Source organism: Streptomyces sp. TRM68367, from assembly GCF_014495685.1.
Classification (GTDB): Bacteria; Actinomycetota; Actinomycetes; order Streptomycetales; family Streptomycetaceae; genus Streptomyces.
In genome coordinates this window covers 26047-46015 of sequence record NZ_JACTVI010000042.1, presented here as the reverse complement: position 1 = coordinate 46015, position 19969 = coordinate 26047, and the positions used below count along the sequence as shown (strand labels likewise).

Here is a 19969-nt window from a genome sequence, read left to right as displayed (position 1 = left end):
CATAGGCCCGGAGGGTGAATCCGGGCTACGCGTGATGTGCCCTCCGGGATGGGACAAGTCGTAGGAGTCATACGTTACTTGACGGACCGTCGAGAGCGTCGGAGCCGACTTTCGACAACTGTTCGACGTGCGTGTGTTCTATCGCTGATGCGGCGTTTTCAGTACCGCAGGACTCCCGCGATCCCGTTGGCGTCCCCCAGCGCTCCGTCCGGTACGAAACGGACGTCCGCCCCGGTCTCCAGGCACTGCTCGACGATCTCGTCCACGATGTCCTCGTGGGCGTCGAGATCCCCGCTGACCGCCGGGACCAGATGGTCGCCGGCGTCGCGCATGGTCACCTGGTAGTTCTCCTCGACGGCCAGCAGCCGCACCCGGCCCTCCCGGGCGCTCCGCCAGATCTCGTCGATGCCCGCCGCGTAGTCGCGGCGGCCGCGCGCCGAGATCAGCTCCCGGGTCACGGCGTCGGAGGCCCGGCGCTCCTCGGCCGCGACCGCCGGCCGCACGGCCTGCCACACGGCCTCCGGGACACTGTGCGCCAGACCTCCGTACGGGATGTGCACGGCGCCCTTGGGGGCACTGCCGACCTCGTCGAGGACGGACAGCGCGGCCTGGTCCCCGGTGACGTACAGCGGCCGCGGGTACGCGCGCAGGACCCCGGCCAGCGCGGTGTCGGCCTCCCGCAGGAACTGGCGGGTGCCTTCGTCGCTGTAGGTGCTCGGCACGTCGCCGATGCGCTCCTGGCGCTCGGGGTCGAAGTTCTCCACGCGCCGGGTCAGCGGGAAGCCGCCGTAGCGCTCCTCGACGACCCGGTCCGTGCCGCCGTTCCACAGGGTGACGCGGTCGGCGGCGACCGACAGCGCCCAGAACGGCTGCTCGGCGGCCCGCGCGGAGACGAGATTGCGGGTGAGGAAGGTGTCCGACAGCACCACGCGCTCCGGCACGTTGCGGGCGAGCGACCACACCTGGTGCTCACCCGGAGCGGCGAAGATCACCAGGCCGTCCTCGGCGTGCGTCAGATCGACCTCGGCGAGGGCCCGGTCGAGTTCCCGGGCCACCTCGGCGCGCCGGTCCCGGGTGACCGCAGGGTCGGACTCCAGCTGCTTCTTGGCCTCGGCCACGACATTGCGCAGCCGCACCGGATCCTGGGCCCGGTCGGGTTCGCGACGGTGCGTCGGAGTCAGCACGGAGACCGCGGGATAGGGGCGCGGACGGCGCAGCTCGGCCAGGGTCGCGGGACTCAGATCGTGCTCCATGACAGCACGATAGAACCGTTTCTCCAGCCGGGCATGTGGTACGGCGCCGAGTTCCCGCCGCCCCGCCGGAGGGTGCACGCTGGAGGTGGAGGTGACTGGCGATGGCCCGTCTGCGCGTGGACGACGAGGACGTCGTCGTACGGCTGTCCCCACGCGAGGCCCTTCTCGCGCGGCGCCGGGAGATCCGGGTGCCGCTGGCACAGGTGAAGGATGCCCGGGTCGAGCCCGACTGGTGGCGGGCGCTGCGCGGCACGGCCCGGTCCGGTCACAGCACTCCCGACCGCTACAGCGTGGGGGAGCGGCAGCACCCTCAGGGGCGCGACTTCGTCGCGGTCCGGGTGGGCAGGCCCGCCGTGGTCGTGGACCTGTGCCCGTCCACGCCGTTCGTCCGGCTCGCGGTCTCGGCGCCCGACGCCGAACGGGTGGCCCGCACGCTTCGGAACAGGGTGGGTGCCCCGCGCTGAGGCCCCGGGGAGGCGGTTGGGGAAGACTTTGCCGACGGCCGGTTCCGGCCGGGGCCCGCTTTCTGCCTGGCTGGGCACGCGGGGAGCGTGCGGGCAAAGTGCGACCGAAAGCGTGGGGCGGGCGCGCGCACGGGACGACCACGTTGACCGGATCCGGGGTGTGTCTCACGCTCGAAATCTGGATGCCAGATACAACTGGTGCGCCGGATGCGGGTGCGCACGTGCAGAACGGCACTTCTTCGACGAGGCGGTCCGCACGGCCGACACCTTCCCCTGGCTGGTGCGCCTCGGCCGCGACTTCGGCGACGACACCGACGTCCTGCGCCGCGACCTGACCGAGGCACTGAACCTGCCGTCGTACGTCGCCGACGGCTACCGCACCGCCGTCTCGGCCGTCCGCCGCCTCGACGGCGAGAGCGACTTCGAGTACCGCGGATGCGGCAGATCTGCCACCTGCACCTGACCCGGTTCGTCGGGATCCTGCTGGACCGCAAGGACCGCGTCAGCATGGCCGTCGGCCTCGAGGTCCGCGTACCCTTCTGCGACCACCGGCTCGTCGACTACGGCTACAACGCGCCCTGGGCGCTGAAGTCCTTCGCCGGCCGGGAGAAGAGCCCGCTCAGGGAGGCGACCGCGGACGTCATCCCCACGTCGGTGTACGACCGGGCCAAGAGCCCGTACCCGTCCACCCAGGACCCGGCGCACGGGTCCGCCCTCCAGGTCCAGGCCAAGGACCTCCTGGCCCGGCCCGGCCACCCCGTCTTCGATCTCGTCGATCGCGAACGTCTGCGGCAGGCAGCGCACCGCGAAGCGCCCGTGTACACCCAGGCGGCCCGGCGCGGCCTGGAGCGCGCCCTCGACCTGGCTCAGTGGATCGACCTCCTCGAGCCGGACATCACCCTCACCTGAGCGGGTTCAGCGCTCGTCGTCCTCCGCGCCGCAGGAGCTGCGGTCCGGCGGCAGCGTGCCGTACAGCAGGAAGGCGTCGACCTTGCGGTGCACGCACTTGGACGACCCGTACCCGGTGTGGCCCTCGCCCTTGTTGTCCAACACCACCGCCGAGGAGCCGAGCCGGCGCGCCGTCTGCTCCGTCCAGCGGTACGGCGTGGCGGGGTCGCCGCGCGTCCCCACCAGCAGCATCTTCGGCGTGTCGACGTCCCTGACCTCGTCGCGGATGAAGTCGGTGCCCCTGGGCCGGCCGTAACACATCAGGACCTGGGTGAGGCGGTACCGGCCGAACACCGGCGACGCCTCCTGGTACGCGGCGCGCAGCCGGCCCAGGTTCCTGGTGATCTGCCCGGCGGTGGGGCGGTCAGGATCGTCCGCGCAGTTGATCGCCATCAGCGCCGCCGGCAGGTTGTCCAGGGGCACGTCCTCCTCGTCGACGAGACCGCCGCCCCTCTGCTGCCGGGGCGGCAGCGGCGGCACCGGGAAGCCCGGAAGGCCGGGGAGCGCCATGCCGCCGGTCGTGAAGGCCTCGAGACCCCGCGTGTCGCCGTCCTCCAGCAGCAGGGCGAACGCCCGCTCCAGCGACGGCCACCACTCCTTGCTGTACAGCGCCTGCGCGAGTGCCCCCACCAGGTCCTGGCCGGAGAACTCGTCGCCGAAGCCCGTCGGCACCGGATCCTGGTCCAGCGAGCCGACCAGCTGGACGACCTGCTCGCGGGCGTCACGCGGATCCTGGCCGAAGGGACAGGCGATGTCCTCCCGCGTGCACCAGTCGAGGAAGTTCTCCAGCGCCGTCTGCTGCCCCGCCGCGCTCACCAGCCCCTGCTCGGACAGCGGTTCCGTCAGTGTGTCCACGCCGTCCAGGGCCAGCCTGCCGACCTTGTCGGGGAACTGGGCCGCATAGACCGCGCCGAGCCGGGTGCCGTAGGAGAACCCGAGGTAGTTGAGCTTGGCGTCGCCGAGCGCCTGACGCATCACGTCGAGGTCGCGCGCGGCGTTCACGGTGCCTATGCGGCGCAGCACCGGCCCCGAGTGCGCGGCGCACTCGGCGGCCGCCTTCCGCAGCCGCCGCAGCACGGGCTGCGGGTCGGTGACGTCACCGCTGCCGTTCGCGGCGCTCGCGGCCTCGGCGGCGGCCTCGCCGCAGCTGACCGGCGAGGAGCGGCCGACGCCGCGCGGGTCGAACGCCACCACGTCGTAGTCGTCGGTCAGCTCCATGAACTCCTTGGCGCCGGAGGCGAGTTCCCTGACCCCCGCACCGCCGGGGCCGCCGAAGTTGAGCACCACCGAGCCGCGTGACTCGCCCGTGGCCCGGTAGCGGGCGAGGGCCAGGTCGAGGGTGCCCGACCCGGGCCGGGCGTAGTCCACGGGGACGGTGACTTTCCCGCACTGCAGGTCCTTCGGCACGCCCTCGCCCCCGCACGCCGACCACCTGACCTTCTGCCGGTAGAACCGGGACAGGTCGGCACGGTCGTCGTCCGCGGCCACGGCCGGCAGCCCCGCCCCCAGCAGGGCGAGCCCCGCCGCGGTGACCGCACAGCGACGGAACGGGGAACGCGTGGACTTGGCCAGCATCGATGCCTCCCGGGGCGCCCCGCTGCGGACCGGAATCGGCGCCCTCGATCACCATAAGCGGACCCCGGAAGCCGCGCCTCCGGACGAGTGATCGGCCGGCCGCGCCGCGGGATGTACGTACGACGCCCGCGCCGGGCATTCGAGCCGGGCCGCTCGATGGAGTGAAGCTATGAGCCATAACTCGGATGGTCCGTCCCCGTTTAACCGGTGCGGGCGAGTGCCCGCGACCATGTCTGTCTGGAAGGCAGGAACCTATGAGACGGGTTGCCCGAAACAGTGTGATCGCCGTCGCCGCCGCGTCCGGCGCGATGGCCATGACGATCCCGGCTTCCGCCGCCTTTGCGGCTGATGGCGCCTCAGGAGCACAGGGCGACGCGGCCGGCTCGCCCGGGGTGATCTCCGGCAACACCATGCAGCTCCCGGTGCCCGTCCCCGTGAACATGTGCGGGAACACCGTGAACGTGGCCGAGCTGCTCAACCCGGCCGCGGGCAACACCTGCGCCAACGAGGGCGGGGGCTCCGGCCACCGGGGCGGGACGTCCGGCGCAGCCGCCGCCGAGAGCAGCGCAAAGGATTCACCGGGCGTGCTCTCCGGCAACGGCGTGCAGCAGCCGGTGGACCTCCCGGTCAACGTCAGCGGTGACAGCGTGAACGTGGCGGGCGTCGGCAATCCGGCCACCGGCAACGAGTCCGTGAACACCCCCGGCGACCGGCCGGACTGCCCCGGCCGGCCCGCCACGCCCGACCGCCCCACGAAGCCGACGCCCCGACCGACCCCGCCGCCCGGCCCGCACCACCCGGCACCGAAGCCCGCCCCGCAGACGGACGATGCCGCCCTCGCCCACACGGGAACGGACCACACGGTGCCCGCCCTCGCCGGGAGCGCGGCCCTCTTCCTCACCGGCGTTGCCCTCTACCGCCGCTTCCGCCCCGGGCCGGACGCCTGACCCGCCCCCCAACCCGGCCCCGCTGACCGTCACCGGCGGGGCCGCGTACGGCACCTCAGCCCGGCAGCGACGGCCCGGTCACCCCGCTGAGCAGCACCATCCCGGAGTCCCCGTAGCCGGCAGCGTCGGGTCGGCGTCGATGCGGGTGACCGCCGGCTCCCGGGGCAGCGGCGTGAACACCTCCCGTACGGCGTCCGGGTCCACCGGGCAGCCCGGCCAGCGCGACGCGGGCCCGATGCGGTTGGTCGGCATGTTCTCCATGAACGCCGCCGCCAGATACCCGCCCGGCTGCACGCACCGCACGAACGCCCGGCAGAACGCCGAGCAGCCGGTCGACCGCGGCCTCGCAGGACCGGGCGACCTCCTCGTGCTGACGACCGACACCCGGGACGCACCGGCCCGGCCCAGGGCGAGCTCCCGGGCCACCGCCCGGCGATGCGCCACGACCATGCCCGACAGCCGCAGGATCACCAGCAGGAAGAGCATCCCGGAGAAGGTGGCGATCACGGCGGCGTCGTGCGCGGTGCGGGTCAGCCCCTCGTACAGCAGGATGCCCGGTGCGATCAGGGTCACTGCGGCGAGCAGCACCAGCCGGTGCGCCGGCGGGAGCAGGGGCTCCCGCTGCTGCAGGATGCCGTACGCGATGTCGAAGCCGAGCAGGGCACCGTGCCCAGGGCCAGCAGTAGGGCGTCCTGTCAGGTGCCGCCGTGATGGAAGCGGACGTGCAACGCGCGTACCTGCTCGGCCAGTTCGGGCACGGGGCCGTCCACGGCCACGCCGGGTGCGACCTCGTGGACGGGCAGTGTCCGCACCGGCGGCTGCGGCACGCCCAGCTCCGCCAGCCAGGCCGAGAGCTGCTCGGAGGAGGCGACGTACACGATGCGGCCGAGGCCCACCCAGGCGTGCGCGGCCGCGCACATCGGGCAGTGCTCGCCGGAGGTGTACACGGTCGCCTCCGCCCGTTCCCCGGGCGTGAGGTGGGCGGCCGACCAGCGGGCCAGGGCGAACTCGGGGTGCCGGGTGCGGTCGCCGGACGCCACCCGATTGTGGTCCTCGCCGAGCACGGTGCCGTCCGCGCCGACCAGCACCGAGCCGAACGGCTCGTCCCCGGCCGCCAGCGCCTCGGCGGCCAGCTCCACGCAGCGGCGCAAGTACGGCAGCTCGGTGTCCTGCACGGTCATGGGTGCGTTGCCTTTCGCATCGGTGATCCAGTGGGCGTCCCCATCATCGGCCTTCTCCGCGGCCCGGCCGCACCTCAATTGCGTTGCCGCTGTGACACCGGCGTGCTGGAGTGGGGGCATGGATCATGCTGCGGTGCTCGCCCTCTTCGACCGTGACCTGCGCGAGGGAGCGCAGCCCGACAGCCCCGACGCCCGGGTCGAGCGGGCCGGCGGCGTGGTGCGGCAGGTCGCCCCCGCGCACGGCTGGAACGGCGTCCTGTGGTCCGGCCTGGACGGGACCGGCGTGGAGGCGGCGATCGCCGAGCAGATCCGGTACTACACCGGCCTCGGCCGTGCCTTCGAGTGGAAGCTGTACGGGCACGATCTGCCGGTGGACCTCGGCCAACGGCTGGGCACGGCCGGGTTCGCGCCGGGCCCCGAGGAGACGCTGATGCTCGGCGAGGCCGCCGACCTGGACCTCGACGCCGAGCCGCCCGAGGGCATCCGCGTCCTGCCGGTCACCGACCAGGCGGGCGTCGATCTCGTCGCCGACGTGCACGCGAAGGCCTTCGGCGCGGACAGCGCCTGGCTGCGGCACCAGCTGCTCGCCCGGCTGGCGGCCGACCCCGACACCGTCGTCGCCGTCGTGGCGCTGGCCGGTGAAGAGCCGGTGAGCGCGGCCCGCATGGAACTCGTGCCCGGGACGAGGTTCGCCGGGCTGTGGGGCGGCGGCACCGTCGAGGGCTGGCGCGGCCGCGGCATCTACCGGTCCCTGGTCGCCCACCGCGCCCGCGCCGCCGTGGAACGCGGCTACCGCTACCTCCAGGTCGACGCCTCCAGCCAGAGCCGCCCCGTCCTCGAACGCCTCGGCTTCGCGCCCCTCACTACGACGACGCCGTACACGTACGTGCCGTAGCGGTCGCCACATGTGCGTGCCGCCTGGGCGCGTGCGTCCGGGGCGCGGCAGGAGGTTCAGGTGGAGGAGCAGTTTCTCGCCGGGGGATTCATCAACGACGTCGTGCGCATCGGGGACACCGTGCGGCGTACGCCCTCGGCCCGGTCGGGGTATGTACGGGACCTGCTCGCGCTGTTCGAGCGGCACGGGTGGGCCGGGGCGCCGAGGTTTCTCGGGACGGACGAGCGGGGGCGGGAGGTGCTCGGCCACATCGAGGGGCGGGCGGCGCTCACCCCGGCGCAGCGCGCGGCCGCCCGCACCGACGCCGGGCTGGTGCGGATCGCGCGGCTCGTGCGCGAGTTCCACGACCTGACCCACGGGACGGCCCTGGCGGGTGACCAGGACGTGGTGTGCCACAACGACCTCTCCCCGAAGAACACGGTGTACGCCGTGACCGGCGCGGAGTGGACGCCGCTGGCCCTCATCGACTGGGACATCGCCGCGCCGGGGGAGCGGATCCACGATGTCGCCCATGTGTGCTGGCAGTACCTGGACCTCGGCCCCGGCGCGGCCGACGTGCGGGAGGCGGCACGCCGGATCGGGCTCGTCTGTGACGCGTACGGCCTGACCGGGCGCGACCAGCTCCTCGACACGATCCTGTGGTGGCAGGACCGCTGCCGACGGGGCATCGAGTCCGCCGCACTGCGCGGCGCACCGGCCATGCAGCGACTGCGGGAGCGCGGGGTCGTGGACGAGGTCCGGGCGGCCCACGGCTGGGTCTCAGCGCACCGCCGGGAACTGGGCACCTTCCTGCGCTGACGGCCCGCTTCAGGCCGTGACGCGCCTGGCCGCCCTGGAGGCCAGCGAGCGGCCGGCCCGCCTGGTCACCACCTGGGCCGGCGCGAGGACGAGGGAACCCCGGACCGGCACTCCCGCGTCACCTTCGAGATCCAGCCGCACGCCGGCATCGTCCGGCACGAGGCACGGCCGACGCGGAGAGGCCGGTCCGTACATGGCGGACCGGCCTCGCTCGTTTCCCTTTCCTGGGGTGTCCCTACGGCTTGGGGGCGCTCTTCGCCGCCGTACCGGCGCACAACAGCCCCAGGACAAAGGCCAGGCCACCGATGACGATGTTGTTCACGATCACGCCCGCGTCGGGGCCGTCGCCGACGACCCACGGGGCGATGATCATCCAGATGCCCAGCGCGCACATGGCCCAGCTCAGGCCGTACATGCGTTCCGGAGCCCGGGTGAACCCCAGGGCCAGCAGTCCTATCGCGATGCCGACGATGAGGTTGTGTGTCACGAGTGGAGGCTGGCTCGTCGTGTAGTGGAGTATCCACGGGGATACGGCGCAGTACAGACCGAGCAGGAACACCGGTCCGTCCACGAGCGCCACATCGCGACCACCGAGCATTCGGGCATACCGTGCCCGCATCTCGGATGCATCGGGGTGGCCGGATATGTCACCCCTGGTGGGCGAGACGTTGGCCATGACTCGTCTCCTTTGCCTTGCAGGCCTGACCGCGTCTGGTGCGGTATGCGGATTAAGCACCGCGTGAGCTCATTCTGCGCTTATTTTTCCCTTATGTGTAGAGGCCGGATGCGCATGGGGCAGGCGCGGCGAGGAGATGCTCGGGGGCATCAGCCTCATCAAGGCGCCCGACCTGGACGCGGCCCTGGAGTGGGGCCGCAGGCTGGCGGCGGCGACCACGCTGCCGATCGAGGTGCGGCCGTTCATGGGCGAAGCCGAGGACTGATGACCACGGGTGTCGAGGCGACTCCCTTCTCCGCCTTGCAGCTGGACGCACCAGACCCCCCTCACCAGCGCCCATGAGGAGCTGTCGATTTCCTCTGGCCTGATCCGCCGGCAGGCCCCAGCCGAGGAAGCGGCCCAGGACGACTTCACCACCGCGGTGCGGCGCCGGCCGGAGACCGGGGCGCAACCGAGTCCGGCCGGGTGGATCATCACCACCGCGCGAAACCGGGCCATCGACTGTCTGTGCCGCGAGGCCGGGCGGGACGCGCGGCACGCCGAGGCGGACCTGCTGCACGCCCCCGACGCACCGCCCGAGGAGAGCCCGTGCGCGACGAACGGCTCCGCCTGACCTTCACCTGCTGCCACCCCGCGCTCTCCCAGCAGGCCCGGGCCGCCGCTCGCCGAGTCGCGCAGGGCCGCCCGGCGCGGCGACGGCGGTGTGCTGGTGCCGCTGCCCGAACAGGACCGGGCCCGCTGGGATGGCGGCCTGATCGCCGAAGGGCAGGCGCTGGTCCGCCGCCGCCTGTGCCGCGACCGGCACGGCCCTTACCAGGTCCAGGCCCGCGATCCAGGCCGTCCACAGCGACGCACCCACCGCGGACGCCACGGCCGGCGGCAGATCCGCCAGCTCTACGACCAGCTTCCGGCCCTCGTCCGAGCCCGGCCGTCGCGCTGAACCGGGCGGTTGGCGTCGCCGAGACCGAGGCCCCCGCCAGGCCCTCGTCCTCGTGGACAGGCCGGACCTCGACGTGAACTCACCCGTTGGCGAACCGATCCGTGGATTCGGCGGCTGAGTTCGTCATCGCCCTACGTGCTTTCCGCAGGAGCGTCAGTTCCGTGCCCACGTCGAAGTCGAGGCCGGCCGCGCGCGCCGGATAGATCCGCTGCCGCACATGGCTGCCGCGCAGATGCAGCAGCCCGCGCGGACCCTCGTACGACACGGTGTCGGCCGCCGACCCGATCGCCGCCACGTCCAGCGTCCCGGCCCGGCCGATGAGGGCGGGGAGCAGCAGCACGCCCTCGTAGCAGGATTCGCCGAAGTTGCCGAGGGCCGGGGCCTCGACGCTGTACCGGGAAGCGTACCGCCCGTGGAAGTCGAGGGTGTCGCGGTTGGCGAGCGAGGCGAAGAACCCGGCCGTGCTGTACAGGTCTTCGGTGGCCGCCGGTCCGCTCGCCATCAGCATGTTCCCGTCCATCAGCGTGCTCAGCCGCAGACACCGCTCGTGCAGCCCGTACGCGGCGAACGCCCGGTTGAACCGCACCGCGTCGCTGCCCGCCGGCAGCAGCACGGCGTCCGCGTCCGAGCGCTCGATCCGGCGCAGTACCGGCGCGAAGTCATGGGTGCCGAGCGGCAGATACGCCTCACCGGCGACGCGCCCGCCGGACTCCCGCGCATACGAGTGCGCCGCCCTGATGCAGCTCCTGACCCGGGCCGAGCGGCTGGCCGCGCGCCGGCTCGAGGCCGTCCTGAAGGCGCACGGCTGCTCGCTGGAGGTGTGGCGGGTGCTCGCCCTGCTCTCCGACGGCGAGGGGCACCGCATGACGGCGGTCGCCGAGGCGGCCTTCCTGCCGCCGCCGACGCTGACCAAGCTCGCCGACCACCTCGTCGACCGAAACCTCGTGCACCGCCGGGTCGATCCGCTCGACCGGCGGCGCATCCTCGCCCACCTCACCCCGCGCGGCCAGGAGTACTGGCGGAGCATCGACCGCGCGGTCCGCGCCGACTGGCCGGCGCTCTCCGACGACGACACCGACCTGCTGCGCGGCCTGCTGGACCGGCTGGCGACGACGCTGGAGGAGCCGCCGGTGCCGGCCAACTCGCCCGTGCCGGGCACTCGCTGAGCATCCACGCCTCCGGGCACCAGCCTGCTGTGCTGTGTCTGTGACTGAACTCTCACCGTTTTCTTTCCTTATTGCCACGCAATCATGCATTGACTTCCCGAAATGCCGCTCCTAGCGTGCAAGCGTTGTCCGGAGGCGGACAGGTACAGCCCGGACGGACTGCTCGTTCGGGTATCCGACCTGTGTTTTTTGTCAGTCCAATGCTGTGACAACGCAATCTCATGACCTGGGGGAAAGCCACGGCTTCGGTTCCGCACGACCAGGAGTAACAGTGAAGACAAGCACCGCCAGAGTGATGCAGTGTTCCGCGGCCCTCACGGCAGCCGGACTGCTCCTCACCGCCTGTGGATCGTCCGGCACCGGCGGGTCCGGATCGGCCGCATCGGCCGCCGCCGCGTCGTTCAAGGGCCGCGGCCCCATCACGTACGTGGCCGGCAAGGACACCACCGGCACCGTCCAGACCATCCTCAACCGCTGGAACAAGCAGCACCCGAAGCAGAAGGTCACCTTCATCCAGCTGCCGACGGACGCCGACTCGCAGCGCCAGCAGATGATCCAGAACGCGGAGACGAAGTCCGACGCCTACACGGTGCTCGCCACCGACGTCGTGTGGACGTCGGAGTTCGCCGCCCACCAGTGGATCGAACCGCTGCCCGCGACTCAGTTCCCGCTGCAGAAGATGCTGAAGCCGGTGGTGGAGACAGGCAAGTACCGCGGCAAGCTGTACGCCGTACCGTTCAATTCGAACGGTGAGCTGCTGTTCTACCGCACAGACCTGCTGAAGAAGGCCGGCATCACCCGGCCCCCGTCCACCTGGGCGGAGATGACGGCCGACTGCGCCAAGGTGAAGAAGCTCCCCGAGGCCAAGAGCATGTCCTGCTACGCCGGGCAGTTCCAGCAGTACGAGGGCCTGACGGTGAACTTCGCCGAGGCCGTGAACTCCGCGGGCGGTGTCATCACCGACGCCAACGGCAAGCCGGACGTCGACACCCCGCAGGCGAAGAAGGGCCTGGACTTCCTCGTCAACGCCTTCAAGGACGGCACGATCCCGAAGGCGGCCATCACCTACCAGGAGGAGGACGGCCGTCAGGCGTTCCAGTCCGGAAAGCTCATATTCCTGAACAACTGGCCGTACGTGTACTCCCTGGCGGAGAAGAGCAAGATCGCGGGCAAGTTCGCGGTCGCGCCGCTGCCCGGCCTGAACGGGCCCGGCGTCTCCAGCCTGGGCGGTTCCAACCTGGCCCTGTCGTCCTTCGCCAAGAACAAGGCCACGGCCCTGGACTTCATGAAGTTCCTCACCAACGAGGAGAACTCCACCTACTTCCTCAAGAAGGCCTCCCTCCCCTCGCCGTACGCGAGCCTGTACGACAGCGCCGCGCTGGACAAGCAGTATCCGTACCTGTCCGACCTCAAGGCGTCCATCACGCATGCCGTGCCGCGTCCGCGGGTCGTGCAGTACGGGCAAGTGACGCAGGCGATCCAGAAGGAGGTCTACGCCGCGCTGACCGGCAAGAAGAGCAGTGCGCAGGCGCTGAAGGACCTGCAGGCGGACCTGCAGAAGCTGACGGCGCAGCAGTGAGGCCCCGGTTCATGTCCGCCATCAAGATCCCGCCCGAAGCCGCCGCGCGGGAGCCCGGGGCGGCGGCCGGCCGCCGCCCCGGGCGGCCCGCCGCACTGCCGAACCGCCGGGGCAGGCAGGCCCGGGCCACCGCGGGCACGGGGCGCATGGCCGCGCTGCTGGTCTCCCCGACGCTCCTGGTACTGACGATCGTCGTGATCTACCCGACGATCATGGCGCTGCACGAGTCGCTGTACGGGCCGCAGGGACTGGACCCCAAGACCGGCTTCATCAGCACCACTGAGCCCTTCGTGGGGCTGAAGAACTACACCGACATCTTCACCCAGGCCGGCGACCGGTTCTGGAACGCCTTCTGGAACACCACGCTGTTCACCGTCGTCACGGTGTCGCTGGAGACGGTGATCGGTGTGGCCATGGCGTTGATCATGCACAAGGCGTTCCGCGGCCGGTCCCTGGTACGGGCCAGCATCCTCATACCCTGGGCGATCCCCACGGCCATCTCCGGCCTGCTGTGGCGGTGGATCTTCAACGCCGACGGAATCGCCAACGTCCTCATCGGACATCAGGTGCTGTGGACCGCCGACGGCTTCCAGGCCAAGATCGCGGTCGTCATCGCCGACGTGTGGAAGACCTCCCCCTTCATCGGGCTGCTGGTCCTGGCCGGCCTTCAAGTGATCCCGAAGGAGGTCTACGAGGCGGCCCGGATCGACGGGGCCGGCGCCCTGGCCCGGTTCTGGCGCATCACCCTGCCCCTGGTGAAGCCCGCGCTGCTGGTGGCGGTGCTGTTCCGGTGCCTGGACGCACTGCGGATGTTCGACCTGCCGTACATCCTCATCGGCGCGCAGAAGGGCTCGGTGGAAACCCTGTCGATGCTCGCGCAGAGCGAGGCCTCCAACGTCCGCTTCGGACCGGCCTCCGCCTACGCGGTGCTCCTCTTCCTCTACGTCTTCCTCATCGCGCTCGCCTTCGTCCGGCTGCTGGGCGCCGACCTCGGCGGCGACGGCGGCACACGCGACAGGCGTGCGGGCAGGAGAAGACGCCGGGGCGCCGTGGAGCGCGGTGCGGAGGTGACGGCATGACCACCCTCACGGCCAAGTGGCGTCAGCGGCTGCCGTACGTGGGAGTCGCCGCGGTGGTGGCCTACTGTCTGGCCCCGTTCTACTGGATGCTGGTCTCCAGCATGCGGCGCACCACCGACATCTTCAGCACCTCGCTACTCCCCTCCCCGGTGTCCTTCGAGAACTACCGGTCTGTGTTCAGCCCCACCCAGGGCTTCACGCGCGCGCTGCTCAACAGCCTGATCGTCGCCGGCATCACCACGACACTGTCGCTGCTGCTGGCCACGTTCACCGCGTACGCGATGGCCCGGCTGGAGTTCCGGTTCAAGCGGCTGATCCTCACACTGATCATCGCCACCTCGATGTTCCCGGTGGTGTCGATCGTGGTTCCGCTGCTGAAGCTGTTCACAAACATCGGCTGGATCAACACCTACCAGGCGATGATCGTGCCGAGCATGTCCTTCACGCTGCCGCTGGCGGTGTGGAACCTGACCACGTTCTTCCGGCAGATGCCGGACGAGCTGGAACACGCCGCCATGGTCGACGGCTGCACCCGCGGCCAGGCCTTCCGCAGGATCATCATCCCGCTCGCCGCGCCCGGCATCTTCACCACCGCGATCATCACCTTCATCGCCGCCTGGAACGAGTTCCTCATCGCCCTGTCGATGACCAACAAGCCCGGCATGCAGACCGCGACGGTCGCCATCTCGAAGTTCTCCGGTGCGACGACGTACCAGACCCCGTTCGGCAGCCAGATGGCCGCGGGCGTGGTCGTCACGATCCCGCTGGTGGTCATGGTGCTGCTGTTCCAGCGTCGCATCGTCGCCGGTCTCACCGCGGGCTCGGCGAAGTAGCCACCGGGTGCCCCACCGCCCTCTCCCGGAGTGCAAGAAGACCAAGGAGCAACGCAACACCATGCCCGAAACAGCACCTTGGTGGCGCAGTGCCGTCATCTACCAGGTCTACATACGCAGTTTCGCCGACGCAAACGGCGACGGCGTCGGTGACATCGCCGGCATCCGCTCCCGCCTGCCGTATCTGAAGGCGCTCGGCGTCGACGCCATCTGGATCAACCCCTGGTACAAGTCGCCGATGGCCGACCACGGTTACGACGTGGCCGACTACCGCGACATCGACCCCCTGTTCGGCACCCTGGCCGACGCGGAACACCTCATCGAGGAGGCGCACCGGCACGGAATCCGCGTCATCCCCGACATCGTGCCCAACCACACCTCCGACCAACACGCCTGGTTCCAGGAGGCGTTGGCGGCTGGGCCGGGCAGTCCCGAGCGGAAGCGGTACGTCTTCCGCCCCGGCCGGGGGCCCGACGGCGCCGAGCCGCCCAACGACTGGGTCTCCTGCTTCGGCGGCCCGGCCTGGACACGGCTGCCCGACGGCGAGTGGTACCTCCACCTGTTCGCCCCGCAGCAGCCCGACCTGAACTGGCAACACCCCGAAGTGCGGGAGGAGTTCGAGGACATCCTGCGGTTCTGGTTCAGCCGCGGTGTGGACGGCTTCCGCATCGACGTCGCCCACGGACTGATCAAGCAACCGGAACTCCCCGACCTGCCACCGCGCCCGGAGCCGGCGACACTGGGACCGCTCTCCCGCCGGGACGACGCGCAGGAGCGGATCCGCCAGCACGTCGACCACCCGCACTGGGACCGCGACGAGGTGCACGAGATCTACCGCGCCTGGCGCCGCGTGGCCGACGAGTTCGACGGCGACCGCTCCTTCGTCGCCGAGGCCTGGGCGGACACCCCCGAGCGGCTGGCCGCCTACGTCCGCGCGGACGGCCTGCACACCGCGTTCAACTTCGACTTCCTCATGTGCGGCTGGGACGCCAAGGACCTGCGCTCGGTGATCGACGACTCGCTCGCCATGCTCGGCGCGGTGGGCGCACCGGCCACCTGGGTGCTCTCCAACCACGACGTGATGCGCCACGCCAGCCGCTACGGCCGCCGGACCGTCCGGCGCTGGGTCGCGGGCGAGCCGTATGCGCCCGAAGGCCCCCTCGACCGCGACCTGGGCGCCCGGCGCGCCCGCGCCGCCGCCCTCCTGATGCTCGCCCTGCCCGGCGGGACGTACATCTACCAGGGCGAGGAACTCGGCCTGCCCGAGGTCGAGGACCTGCCCGAGGACATCCTCCAGGACCCCGTCTGGGAACGCTCCGGGCACACCGACCGCGGCCGTGACGGCTGCCGCGTCCCGATCCCGTGGTCCGGCCCGACCGCACCGTACGGCTTCAGCCCCGACGACGCCGATGCCACCCCGTGGCTCCCGCAGCCCGCGACCTGGGCCGACCTCAGCGTGGCCGCCCAGACGGGCGACGCGGCCTCGATGCTGGAGCTCTACCGCACCGCCCTGCGCCTGCGCGGCGAGCATCCCGCACTCGGTGACGGCACCATGACCTGGCTGGACACCCCCGACGGCGTCCTCGCCCTCACCCGCAGCCCCGGCTTCCTCTGCGCGATCAACCTCTCCACCGAGCCGTACCGCCTGCCCGACCACACCTCGGTCCTCCTGGCGAGCGGCCCCGTCGAGAACGGACTGCTGCCCCCGGACCAGGCCGTCTGGCTGGCGGTGTAACACCCGTCCACGCCCACTCCTCGATGTGCGAGACTCCGTCGATGAGGCCGGACACGATCACCGCGGACGCCGCGGGCAGCTGGAAACTCGGCGACCTGCCCGTTCACCGCATCGGCTTCGGCGCGATGCGGCTGACGGGCAGCGCCGCCTTCCACCTCGGCACGCCGAGCGACCGGGCCCGCTCCCTCGCCGTGCTGCGCAGGGCCGTCGAACTCGGCGTCAACCACGTCGACACGGCCGCCTTCTACTTCTCCGCGCTGCGCTCCGCCAACGAGCTCATCAACAGCGCGCTGGCGCCGTACCCGGACGACCTGGTCATCGTCAGCAAGGTCGGCCCGCACCGCGACTACTCGGGGGAGTGGGCCACCGCGGCCCGGCCCGACGAACTGCGCGGCCACGTCGAGGAGAACCTGCGCCAGCTCGGCCGCGACCATCTTGATGTCGTCAACCTCCGCCGGATGCCGAGCTACGGCTCCATCGCCGAGCACTTCGGCGCTCTCGCCGAACTCCGCGAGGCGGGCCTGATCAGGCACCTCGGCATCTCCAACGTCGAGCCCCGCCACCTCGCCGAGGCCCAGGCCATCGCACCCGTGGTGTGCGTGCAGAACCGCTACGGCCTCGGTGCCACCGACCCGGCCACCGACGAACTACTGCGCCTGTGCGGCGAACAGGACATCGCCTTCGTACCGTTCTACGCCGTCGCCGGCGAGGGCCGGGAGCACGGCGCGACCACGGCCCGCGACGACGAGCTACTCGCCCTCGCCCAAGCACACGGCGCAACCCCCGCCCAGATGCGCATCGCCTGGACCCTCCACCAAGGCCCCCACGTCCTGGCCATCCCCGGCACCGGCAACCCCGCCCACCTCACGGAGAACGTGGCAGCAGGCGCCCTCCACCTCACGGCCGACGAACTGCGGCAGCTCAACGAGCTGAGCCAGAAGACCGGTTGACCCACCGCCGCCGACCCCCGGCAGCAGCTGAAGCCGCCGTAGCCGCCTGCCGCCGCACCGCCGCAGCCGTCGTAGCTGCGGGCAGTCGTGCCTCCCCCGGTGCCTCAAGAGCCTGGGAGGTACCCCCAGGGCGGCACGGGTGGGCGCAGCGGCACCCTGCCAGCGCGGGCGAGCGTACCCACCCCGGCCCGCACCAAGGCCGGGCAAGCAACAAACGCGGCCCAGCCGACGCAGTCAACCCGCCGCACCCCAACACCGGCCCGCGCGACCCACCCCCGGCCCACACCGGCACAGCGCACCCCACAGCCAACCGCGGTCGCCCGTCACCCCACCCACACTCCGTCCCGCATAACGTGCCGACGCGGCAACTCCCGCTGCTCGCACCACGCCTGAACCCCCGTCGGCCGCACCCGGAAGAACGCGTAGGACGCGTGATCGGCGCGTGGATCCCACCCGTACTTCGCCCGGAACGCCTCGGCCGCCCCCGCCGGCACCTCCCGCAGTGAGAAGCTCTCCACGGCACCGTCGACGAGCACCACGTCCCGCGTGTCCCCGAACGCCAGCCGGGCTCGCCCGCCGTCCCTGAGGTTGCGCCCCGTGGGATTGGTCAGCCGCGTGGACAGCCAGACCGCCTCGCCGTCCCACAGGAACCACAGCGGAACCAGACACGGCACCCCCTCGGCGTCCGCCGACGCCACCCAGATGTCCTCCTCCCGCTCCAGCCGGGCCAGGACATCCTGCTTGCGCTGCTCCGCACTACGCGGCGGCTCGGTGATCGTCATGCCGGGACGCTAACGGACCCGCCCACCGCCGCGCCTCGGGCGGCAGCCCTAGGACCATGGTCCGAGCAGCGCGTACGCCGGTGCGCGGTTGACTGGCATCGCTGGCGTTTTACGTATAACCTCACCCGTCAATCCGCCGCCCCGAAAGGCCATGATGAACCGCATCGCCCTGGTCAGCCTCGTCGTCGACGACTACGACGAGGCGATCTGTTTCTACACCGAAGCCCTCGGCTTCCGGCTCGTCGAGGACAGGCCCAAGCCCGACGGCTTCCGCTGGGTCGTCGTCGAGCCCGGCGGGGGACCGGCGCAGGGCACCGCGCTGCTGCTCGCCCGGGCCAGGAACGAGGCCGAGCGATCCCGGGTCGGTGACCAGACGGGCGGGCGCGTCGGCTTCTTCCTGTACACCGACGACTTCGCCCGCGACCACGCCCGGTTGCTCGCCGCCGGCGTGACCTTCGTGAGGGAGCCGCGCCACGAGCCGTACGGGACCGTCGCCGTCTTCCAGGACCTGTACGGCAACCTCTGGGACCTGCTCCACCCCGCTGCCCGATAACACCCGCTCACCCGTACCCGCTCACCGAGAAAGACCGCTCATGACCGCGCCCCACACCATCGACACCGACACCCTCCGCCGGCTGCCCAAGGCCGTGCTGCACGACCACCTCGACGGCGGCCTGCGCCCCGCCACCGTCGTCGACCTCGCGGCCACGGTCGGGCACACCCTGCCCACCACCGACCCCGGCGAACTCGCCGCCTGGTACTACGACGCAGCGGGCTCCGGCGACCTGGTCCGGTACATAGCCACCTTCGAGCACACCCTCGCCGTCATGCAGACCCGCGAGGGCCTGCTGCGCACCGCCGAGGAGTACGTCCTCGACCTGGCCGCCGACGGCGTCGTGTACGGCGAGGTGCGCTACGCCCCCGAGCTGATGGTCAGGGGCGGGCTGGCTCTGTCGGAGGTCGTCGGGACCGTCCAGGAGGGGCTCGCGGCGGGCATGGCCAAGGCGGCGGCTGCGGGGACGCCGGTACAGGTCCGGACCCTGCTGTGCGGCATGCGGATGTTCGACCGCAGCCGGGAGATCGCCGACCTGGTCGTGGCCTTCCGGGACGCCGGAGTCGTCGGCTTCGACATCGCCGGCGCCGAGGACGGCTTCCCGCCCGCCGATCACCTCGCCGCCTTCGAGCACCTGCGCCGCGAGAACATACCGTTCACCATCCACGCCGGCGAGGCCCACGGCCTGCCCAGCATCCACCAGGCCCTCCAGGTGTGCGGCGCCCAGCGCATCGGGCACGGGGTGCGCATCACCGACGACATCGTCGACGGCAAGCTGGGGAGGCGCGCCGGCTGGGTGCGCGACCGCCGGATCGCCCTGGAGATGTGCCCCACCTCCAACCTGCAGACCGGCGCCGCGACCTCGATCGCCGAGCACCCGATCACTGCGCTGAAGGACCTCGGCTTCCGCGTCACCCTCAACACCGACAACCGGTTGGTGTCCGGCACCACGATGACCCGCGAGATGTCCCTGCTCGTCGAGCAGGCGGGCTGGACGCTCGAGGACCTGCGCAAGGTCACCGTGAACGCCCTGAAGAGCGCGTTCCTTCCGTTCGACGAGCGGAACGCGCTCATCCGTGACGTGGTACTGCCGGGCTACGCGCTCTGAAGGAGCCCCCGCACATAGGCGGCCTGTCCGACGTGCTGGAGATCGTCGGACAGGACGCTGACCAACCGCACGCCCAGCGTGACCGGCGGATCCCAGTGGTCGTCGACGACGCGTTCGAGGTCCTTGGCGGTCAGCTCGCGCAGGGCCCGCAGGGTCTGCTCGTGCACGGCGTCGTAGTACCCGGTCAGCAGGCCGCCGTCCTCGACGCGCACCTTGGCGACCTTCGCGGGGCTGTGGCCGTACCCGGTGTCGTGGGGCGGCAGGCCGAGGCCGAAGCGCCCCTGCCAGTCCTGCGCCAGCCACACCTGGTCCAGCTCGAAGGCGTCCGCGACATGGTCGTCCTGGACGCGGGTGAGATGCCAGACGAGCCAGGACACGGAGTTGGCGGCGGGGGAGGGGCGGGCGCTCAGGTCGTCGGGGTCCAGGCCCTCGACGGCGGCGTGGACCTCTTCCTGGATGCGGTTGTATCCGTCGATGAGGATGTCCTTCGCATGCATGCGTCCACCA

General features: G+C 71.4%; 21 protein-coding genes and 3 pseudogenes. 15 read left to right on the top strand and 9 right to left on the bottom strand.

Features of this window, described 5'->3' with window-relative positions; translation table 11 throughout:
* Positions 1–158 precede the first annotated feature (158 nt).
* Complete coding sequence (locus H8R17_RS25035) at positions 159–1253, bottom strand: chemotaxis protein (RefSeq protein WP_187825453.1); 1095 nt, start codon at positions 1251–1253, stop codon at positions 159–161.
* Between the two features lie 101 nt (positions 1254–1354).
* Between H8R17_RS25035 and H8R17_RS25030 the strand changes: the two genes are divergently transcribed.
* Positions 1355–1717 (top strand): hypothetical protein, encoded by a 363-nt coding sequence (locus tag H8R17_RS25030; protein WP_187825452.1) that lies wholly within the window; start codon positions 1355–1357, stop codon positions 1715–1717.
* A gap of 207 nt (positions 1718–1924) precedes the next feature.
* Positions 1925–2626, top strand: a complete 702-nt coding sequence (locus H8R17_RS25025) for an asparagine synthase-related protein (RefSeq protein WP_187825451.1) — start codon at positions 1925–1927, stop codon at positions 2624–2626.
* Positions 2627–2632: 6 nt separating this feature from the next.
* On the opposite strand, the gene H8R17_RS25020 is transcribed toward H8R17_RS25025, so the two are convergent.
* The gene (locus H8R17_RS25020; protein WP_187825450.1) at positions 2633–4240 is read right to left on the bottom strand and encodes an alpha/beta hydrolase; all 1608 of its coding nucleotides are present in this window, start codon (positions 4238–4240) and stop codon (positions 2633–2635) included.
* 254 nt (positions 4241–4494) lie between these two features.
* Between H8R17_RS25020 and H8R17_RS25015 the strand changes: the two genes are divergently transcribed.
* The gene (locus H8R17_RS25015; RefSeq protein ID WP_187825449.1) at positions 4495–5187 is read left to right on the top strand and encodes a chaplin; all 693 of its coding nucleotides are present in this window, start codon (positions 4495–4497) and stop codon (positions 5185–5187) included.
* 55 nt (positions 5188–5242) lie between these two features.
* Here H8R17_RS25015 and H8R17_RS25010 read toward each other — a convergent pair.
* Both H8R17_RS25010 and H8R17_RS25005 read right to left on the bottom strand, forming a co-directional pair.
* Positions 5243–5505 (bottom strand): annotated as a pseudogene (locus tag H8R17_RS25010) (class I SAM-dependent methyltransferase); the annotation flags it as partial.
* Between the two features lie 377 nt (positions 5506–5882).
* Positions 5883–6368, bottom strand: coding sequence for a nucleoside deaminase (locus H8R17_RS25005; protein ID WP_187825448.1), 486 nt, complete (start codon positions 6366–6368; stop codon positions 5883–5885).
* 118 nt (positions 6369–6486) lie between these two features.
* Here H8R17_RS25005 and H8R17_RS25000 point away from each other — a divergent pair, with 118 nt between their 5' ends.
* Positions 6487–7263: a GNAT family N-acetyltransferase gene (locus H8R17_RS25000; protein ID WP_187825447.1), complete on the top strand. Its 777-nt coding sequence runs from the start codon at positions 6487–6489 to the stop codon at positions 7261–7263.
* Between the two features lie 60 nt (positions 7264–7323).
* Positions 7324–8061 (top strand): phosphotransferase, encoded by a 738-nt coding sequence (locus tag H8R17_RS24995; protein WP_187825446.1) that lies wholly within the window; start codon positions 7324–7326, stop codon positions 8059–8061.
* A gap of 9 nt (positions 8062–8070) precedes the next feature.
* Here H8R17_RS24995 and H8R17_RS47350 read toward each other — a convergent pair whose 3' ends face one another.
* Complete coding sequence (locus H8R17_RS47350) at positions 8071–8202, bottom strand: hypothetical protein (RefSeq protein ID WP_262505485.1); 132 nt, start codon at positions 8200–8202, stop codon at positions 8071–8073.
* Positions 8203–8296: 94 nt separating this feature from the next.
* Complete coding sequence (locus H8R17_RS24990) at positions 8297–8737, bottom strand: SPW repeat protein (protein WP_187825445.1); 441 nt, start codon at positions 8735–8737, stop codon at positions 8297–8299.
* 136 nt (positions 8738–8873) lie between these two features.
* Between H8R17_RS24990 and H8R17_RS47345 the strand changes: the two genes are divergently transcribed.
* The gene (locus H8R17_RS47345; protein ID WP_262505484.1) at positions 8874–9002 is read left to right on the top strand and encodes a hypothetical protein; all 129 of its coding nucleotides are present in this window, start codon (positions 8874–8876) and stop codon (positions 9000–9002) included.
* A gap of 120 nt (positions 9003–9122) precedes the next feature.
* Positions 9123–9750: pseudogene (locus H8R17_RS24980) on the top strand (DUF6596 domain-containing protein); the annotation flags it as partial.
* Positions 9751–9756: 6 nt separating this feature from the next.
* Here H8R17_RS24980 and H8R17_RS24975 read toward each other — a convergent pair.
* A pseudogene (locus H8R17_RS24975) lies at positions 9757–10425 on the bottom strand (ABC transporter substrate-binding protein); the annotation flags it as partial.
* Between H8R17_RS24975 and H8R17_RS24970 the strand changes: the two are divergent.
* From H8R17_RS24970 to H8R17_RS24945, 6 genes are all read left to right on the top strand, one after another.
* A complete protein-coding gene (locus tag H8R17_RS24970) occupies positions 10415–10843 on the top strand; it encodes a MarR family winged helix-turn-helix transcriptional regulator (RefSeq protein ID WP_187825444.1) in 429 nt (142 codons plus the stop codon). The pseudogene H8R17_RS24975 and the gene H8R17_RS24970 overlap by 11 nt on opposite strands.
* A gap of 271 nt (positions 10844–11114) precedes the next feature.
* The gene (locus H8R17_RS24965; RefSeq protein WP_316959529.1) at positions 11115–12422 is read left to right on the top strand and encodes an ABC transporter substrate-binding protein; all 1308 of its coding nucleotides are present in this window, start codon (positions 11115–11117) and stop codon (positions 12420–12422) included.
* Positions 12423–12433: 11 nt separating this feature from the next.
* Positions 12434–13501 carry a carbohydrate ABC transporter permease gene (locus tag H8R17_RS24960; protein WP_187825443.1) on the top strand — a complete coding sequence of 356 codons (1068 nt, stop codon included), beginning with the start codon at positions 12434–12436 and terminating at the stop codon, positions 13499–13501.
* The gene (locus tag H8R17_RS24955) at positions 13498–14334 is read left to right on the top strand and encodes a carbohydrate ABC transporter permease (protein WP_187825442.1); all 837 of its coding nucleotides are present in this window, start codon (positions 13498–13500) and stop codon (positions 14332–14334) included. The genes H8R17_RS24960 and H8R17_RS24955 overlap by 4 nt, the downstream gene beginning before the upstream one ends.
* Before the next feature lie 61 nt (positions 14335–14395).
* Complete coding sequence (locus H8R17_RS24950; protein ID WP_187825441.1) at positions 14396–16069, top strand: glycoside hydrolase family 13 protein; 1674 nt, start codon at positions 14396–14398, stop codon at positions 16067–16069.
* 41 nt (positions 16070–16110) lie between these two features.
* Positions 16111–17019, top strand: a complete 909-nt coding sequence (locus H8R17_RS24945) for an oxidoreductase (protein WP_262505483.1) — start codon at positions 16111–16113, stop codon at positions 17017–17019.
* A gap of 323 nt (positions 17020–17342) precedes the next feature.
* Here H8R17_RS24945 and H8R17_RS24940 read toward each other — a convergent pair whose 3' ends face one another.
* Positions 17343–17801 (bottom strand): pyridoxamine 5'-phosphate oxidase family protein, encoded by a 459-nt coding sequence (locus tag H8R17_RS24940; RefSeq protein ID WP_187825439.1) that lies wholly within the window; start codon positions 17799–17801, stop codon positions 17343–17345.
* 154 nt (positions 17802–17955) lie between these two features.
* Here H8R17_RS24940 and H8R17_RS24935 point away from each other — a divergent pair, with 154 nt between their 5' ends.
* Together H8R17_RS24935 and H8R17_RS24930 are read left to right on the top strand one after the other, a co-directional pair.
* On the top strand, positions 17956–18354 hold the full coding sequence (locus H8R17_RS24935) for a VOC family protein (protein ID WP_187825473.1): 399 nt from the start codon (positions 17956–17958) through the stop codon (positions 18352–18354).
* 40 nt (positions 18355–18394) lie between these two features.
* A complete protein-coding gene (locus H8R17_RS24930) occupies positions 18395–19462 on the top strand; it encodes an adenosine deaminase (protein WP_187825438.1) in 1068 nt (355 codons plus the stop codon).
* Here H8R17_RS24930 and H8R17_RS24925 read toward each other — a convergent pair.
* Positions 19450–19959 carry a mycothiol transferase gene (locus tag H8R17_RS24925; protein ID WP_187825437.1) on the bottom strand — a complete coding sequence of 170 codons (510 nt, stop codon included), beginning with the start codon at positions 19957–19959 and terminating at the stop codon, positions 19450–19452. The genes H8R17_RS24930 and H8R17_RS24925 overlap by 13 nt on opposite strands.
* Positions 19960–19969 lie beyond the last annotated feature (10 nt).

What these genes read in the sequence shown, in the direction of transcription:
- H8R17_RS25035 (WP_187825453.1), bottom strand. Translation starts at nt 1,253, where the DNA reads ATGGAGCACGATCTGAGTCCCGCGACCCTGGCCGAGCTGCGCCGTCCG.
- H8R17_RS25030 (WP_187825452.1), top strand. Translation starts at nt 1,355, where the DNA reads ATGGCCCGTCTGCGCGTGGACGACGAGGACGTCGTCGTACGGCTGTCC.
- H8R17_RS25025 (WP_187825451.1), top strand. Translation starts at nt 1,925, where the DNA reads ATGCGGGTGCGCACGTGCAGAACGGCACTTCTTCGACGAGGCGGTCCG.
- H8R17_RS25020 (WP_187825450.1), bottom strand. Translation starts at nt 4,240, where the DNA reads ATGCTGGCCAAGTCCACGCGTTCCCCGTTCCGTCGCTGTGCGGTCACC.
- H8R17_RS25015 (WP_187825449.1), top strand. Translation starts at nt 4,495, where the DNA reads ATGAGACGGGTTGCCCGAAACAGTGTGATCGCCGTCGCCGCCGCGTCC.
- H8R17_RS25005 (WP_187825448.1), bottom strand. Translation starts at nt 6,368, where the DNA reads ATGACCGTGCAGGACACCGAGCTGCCGTACTTGCGCCGCTGCGTGGAG.
- H8R17_RS25000 (WP_187825447.1), top strand. Translation starts at nt 6,487, where the DNA reads ATGGATCATGCTGCGGTGCTCGCCCTCTTCGACCGTGACCTGCGCGAG.
- H8R17_RS24990 (WP_187825445.1), bottom strand. Translation starts at nt 8,737, where the DNA reads ATGGCCAACGTCTCGCCCACCAGGGGTGACATATCCGGCCACCCCGAT.
- H8R17_RS47345 (WP_262505484.1), top strand. Translation starts at nt 8,874, where the DNA reads ATGCTCGGGGGCATCAGCCTCATCAAGGCGCCCGACCTGGACGCGGCC.
- H8R17_RS24970 (WP_187825444.1), top strand. Translation starts at nt 10,415, where the DNA reads ATGCAGCTCCTGACCCGGGCCGAGCGGCTGGCCGCGCGCCGGCTCGAG.
- H8R17_RS24960 (WP_187825443.1), top strand. Translation starts at nt 12,434, where the DNA reads ATGTCCGCCATCAAGATCCCGCCCGAAGCCGCCGCGCGGGAGCCCGGG.
- H8R17_RS24955 (WP_187825442.1), top strand. Translation starts at nt 13,498, where the DNA reads ATGACCACCCTCACGGCCAAGTGGCGTCAGCGGCTGCCGTACGTGGGA.
- H8R17_RS24950 (WP_187825441.1), top strand. Translation starts at nt 14,396, where the DNA reads ATGCCCGAAACAGCACCTTGGTGGCGCAGTGCCGTCATCTACCAGGTC.
- H8R17_RS24945 (WP_262505483.1), top strand. Translation starts at nt 16,111, where the DNA reads ATGAGGCCGGACACGATCACCGCGGACGCCGCGGGCAGCTGGAAACTC.
- H8R17_RS24940 (WP_187825439.1), bottom strand. Translation starts at nt 17,801, where the DNA reads ATGACGATCACCGAGCCGCCGCGTAGTGCGGAGCAGCGCAAGCAGGAT.
- H8R17_RS24935 (WP_187825473.1), top strand. Translation starts at nt 17,956, where the DNA reads ATGAACCGCATCGCCCTGGTCAGCCTCGTCGTCGACGACTACGACGAG.
- H8R17_RS24930 (WP_187825438.1), top strand. Translation starts at nt 18,395, where the DNA reads ATGACCGCGCCCCACACCATCGACACCGACACCCTCCGCCGGCTGCCC.
- H8R17_RS24925 (WP_187825437.1), bottom strand. Translation starts at nt 19,959, where the DNA reads ATGCATGCGAAGGACATCCTCATCGACGGATACAACCGCATCCAGGAA.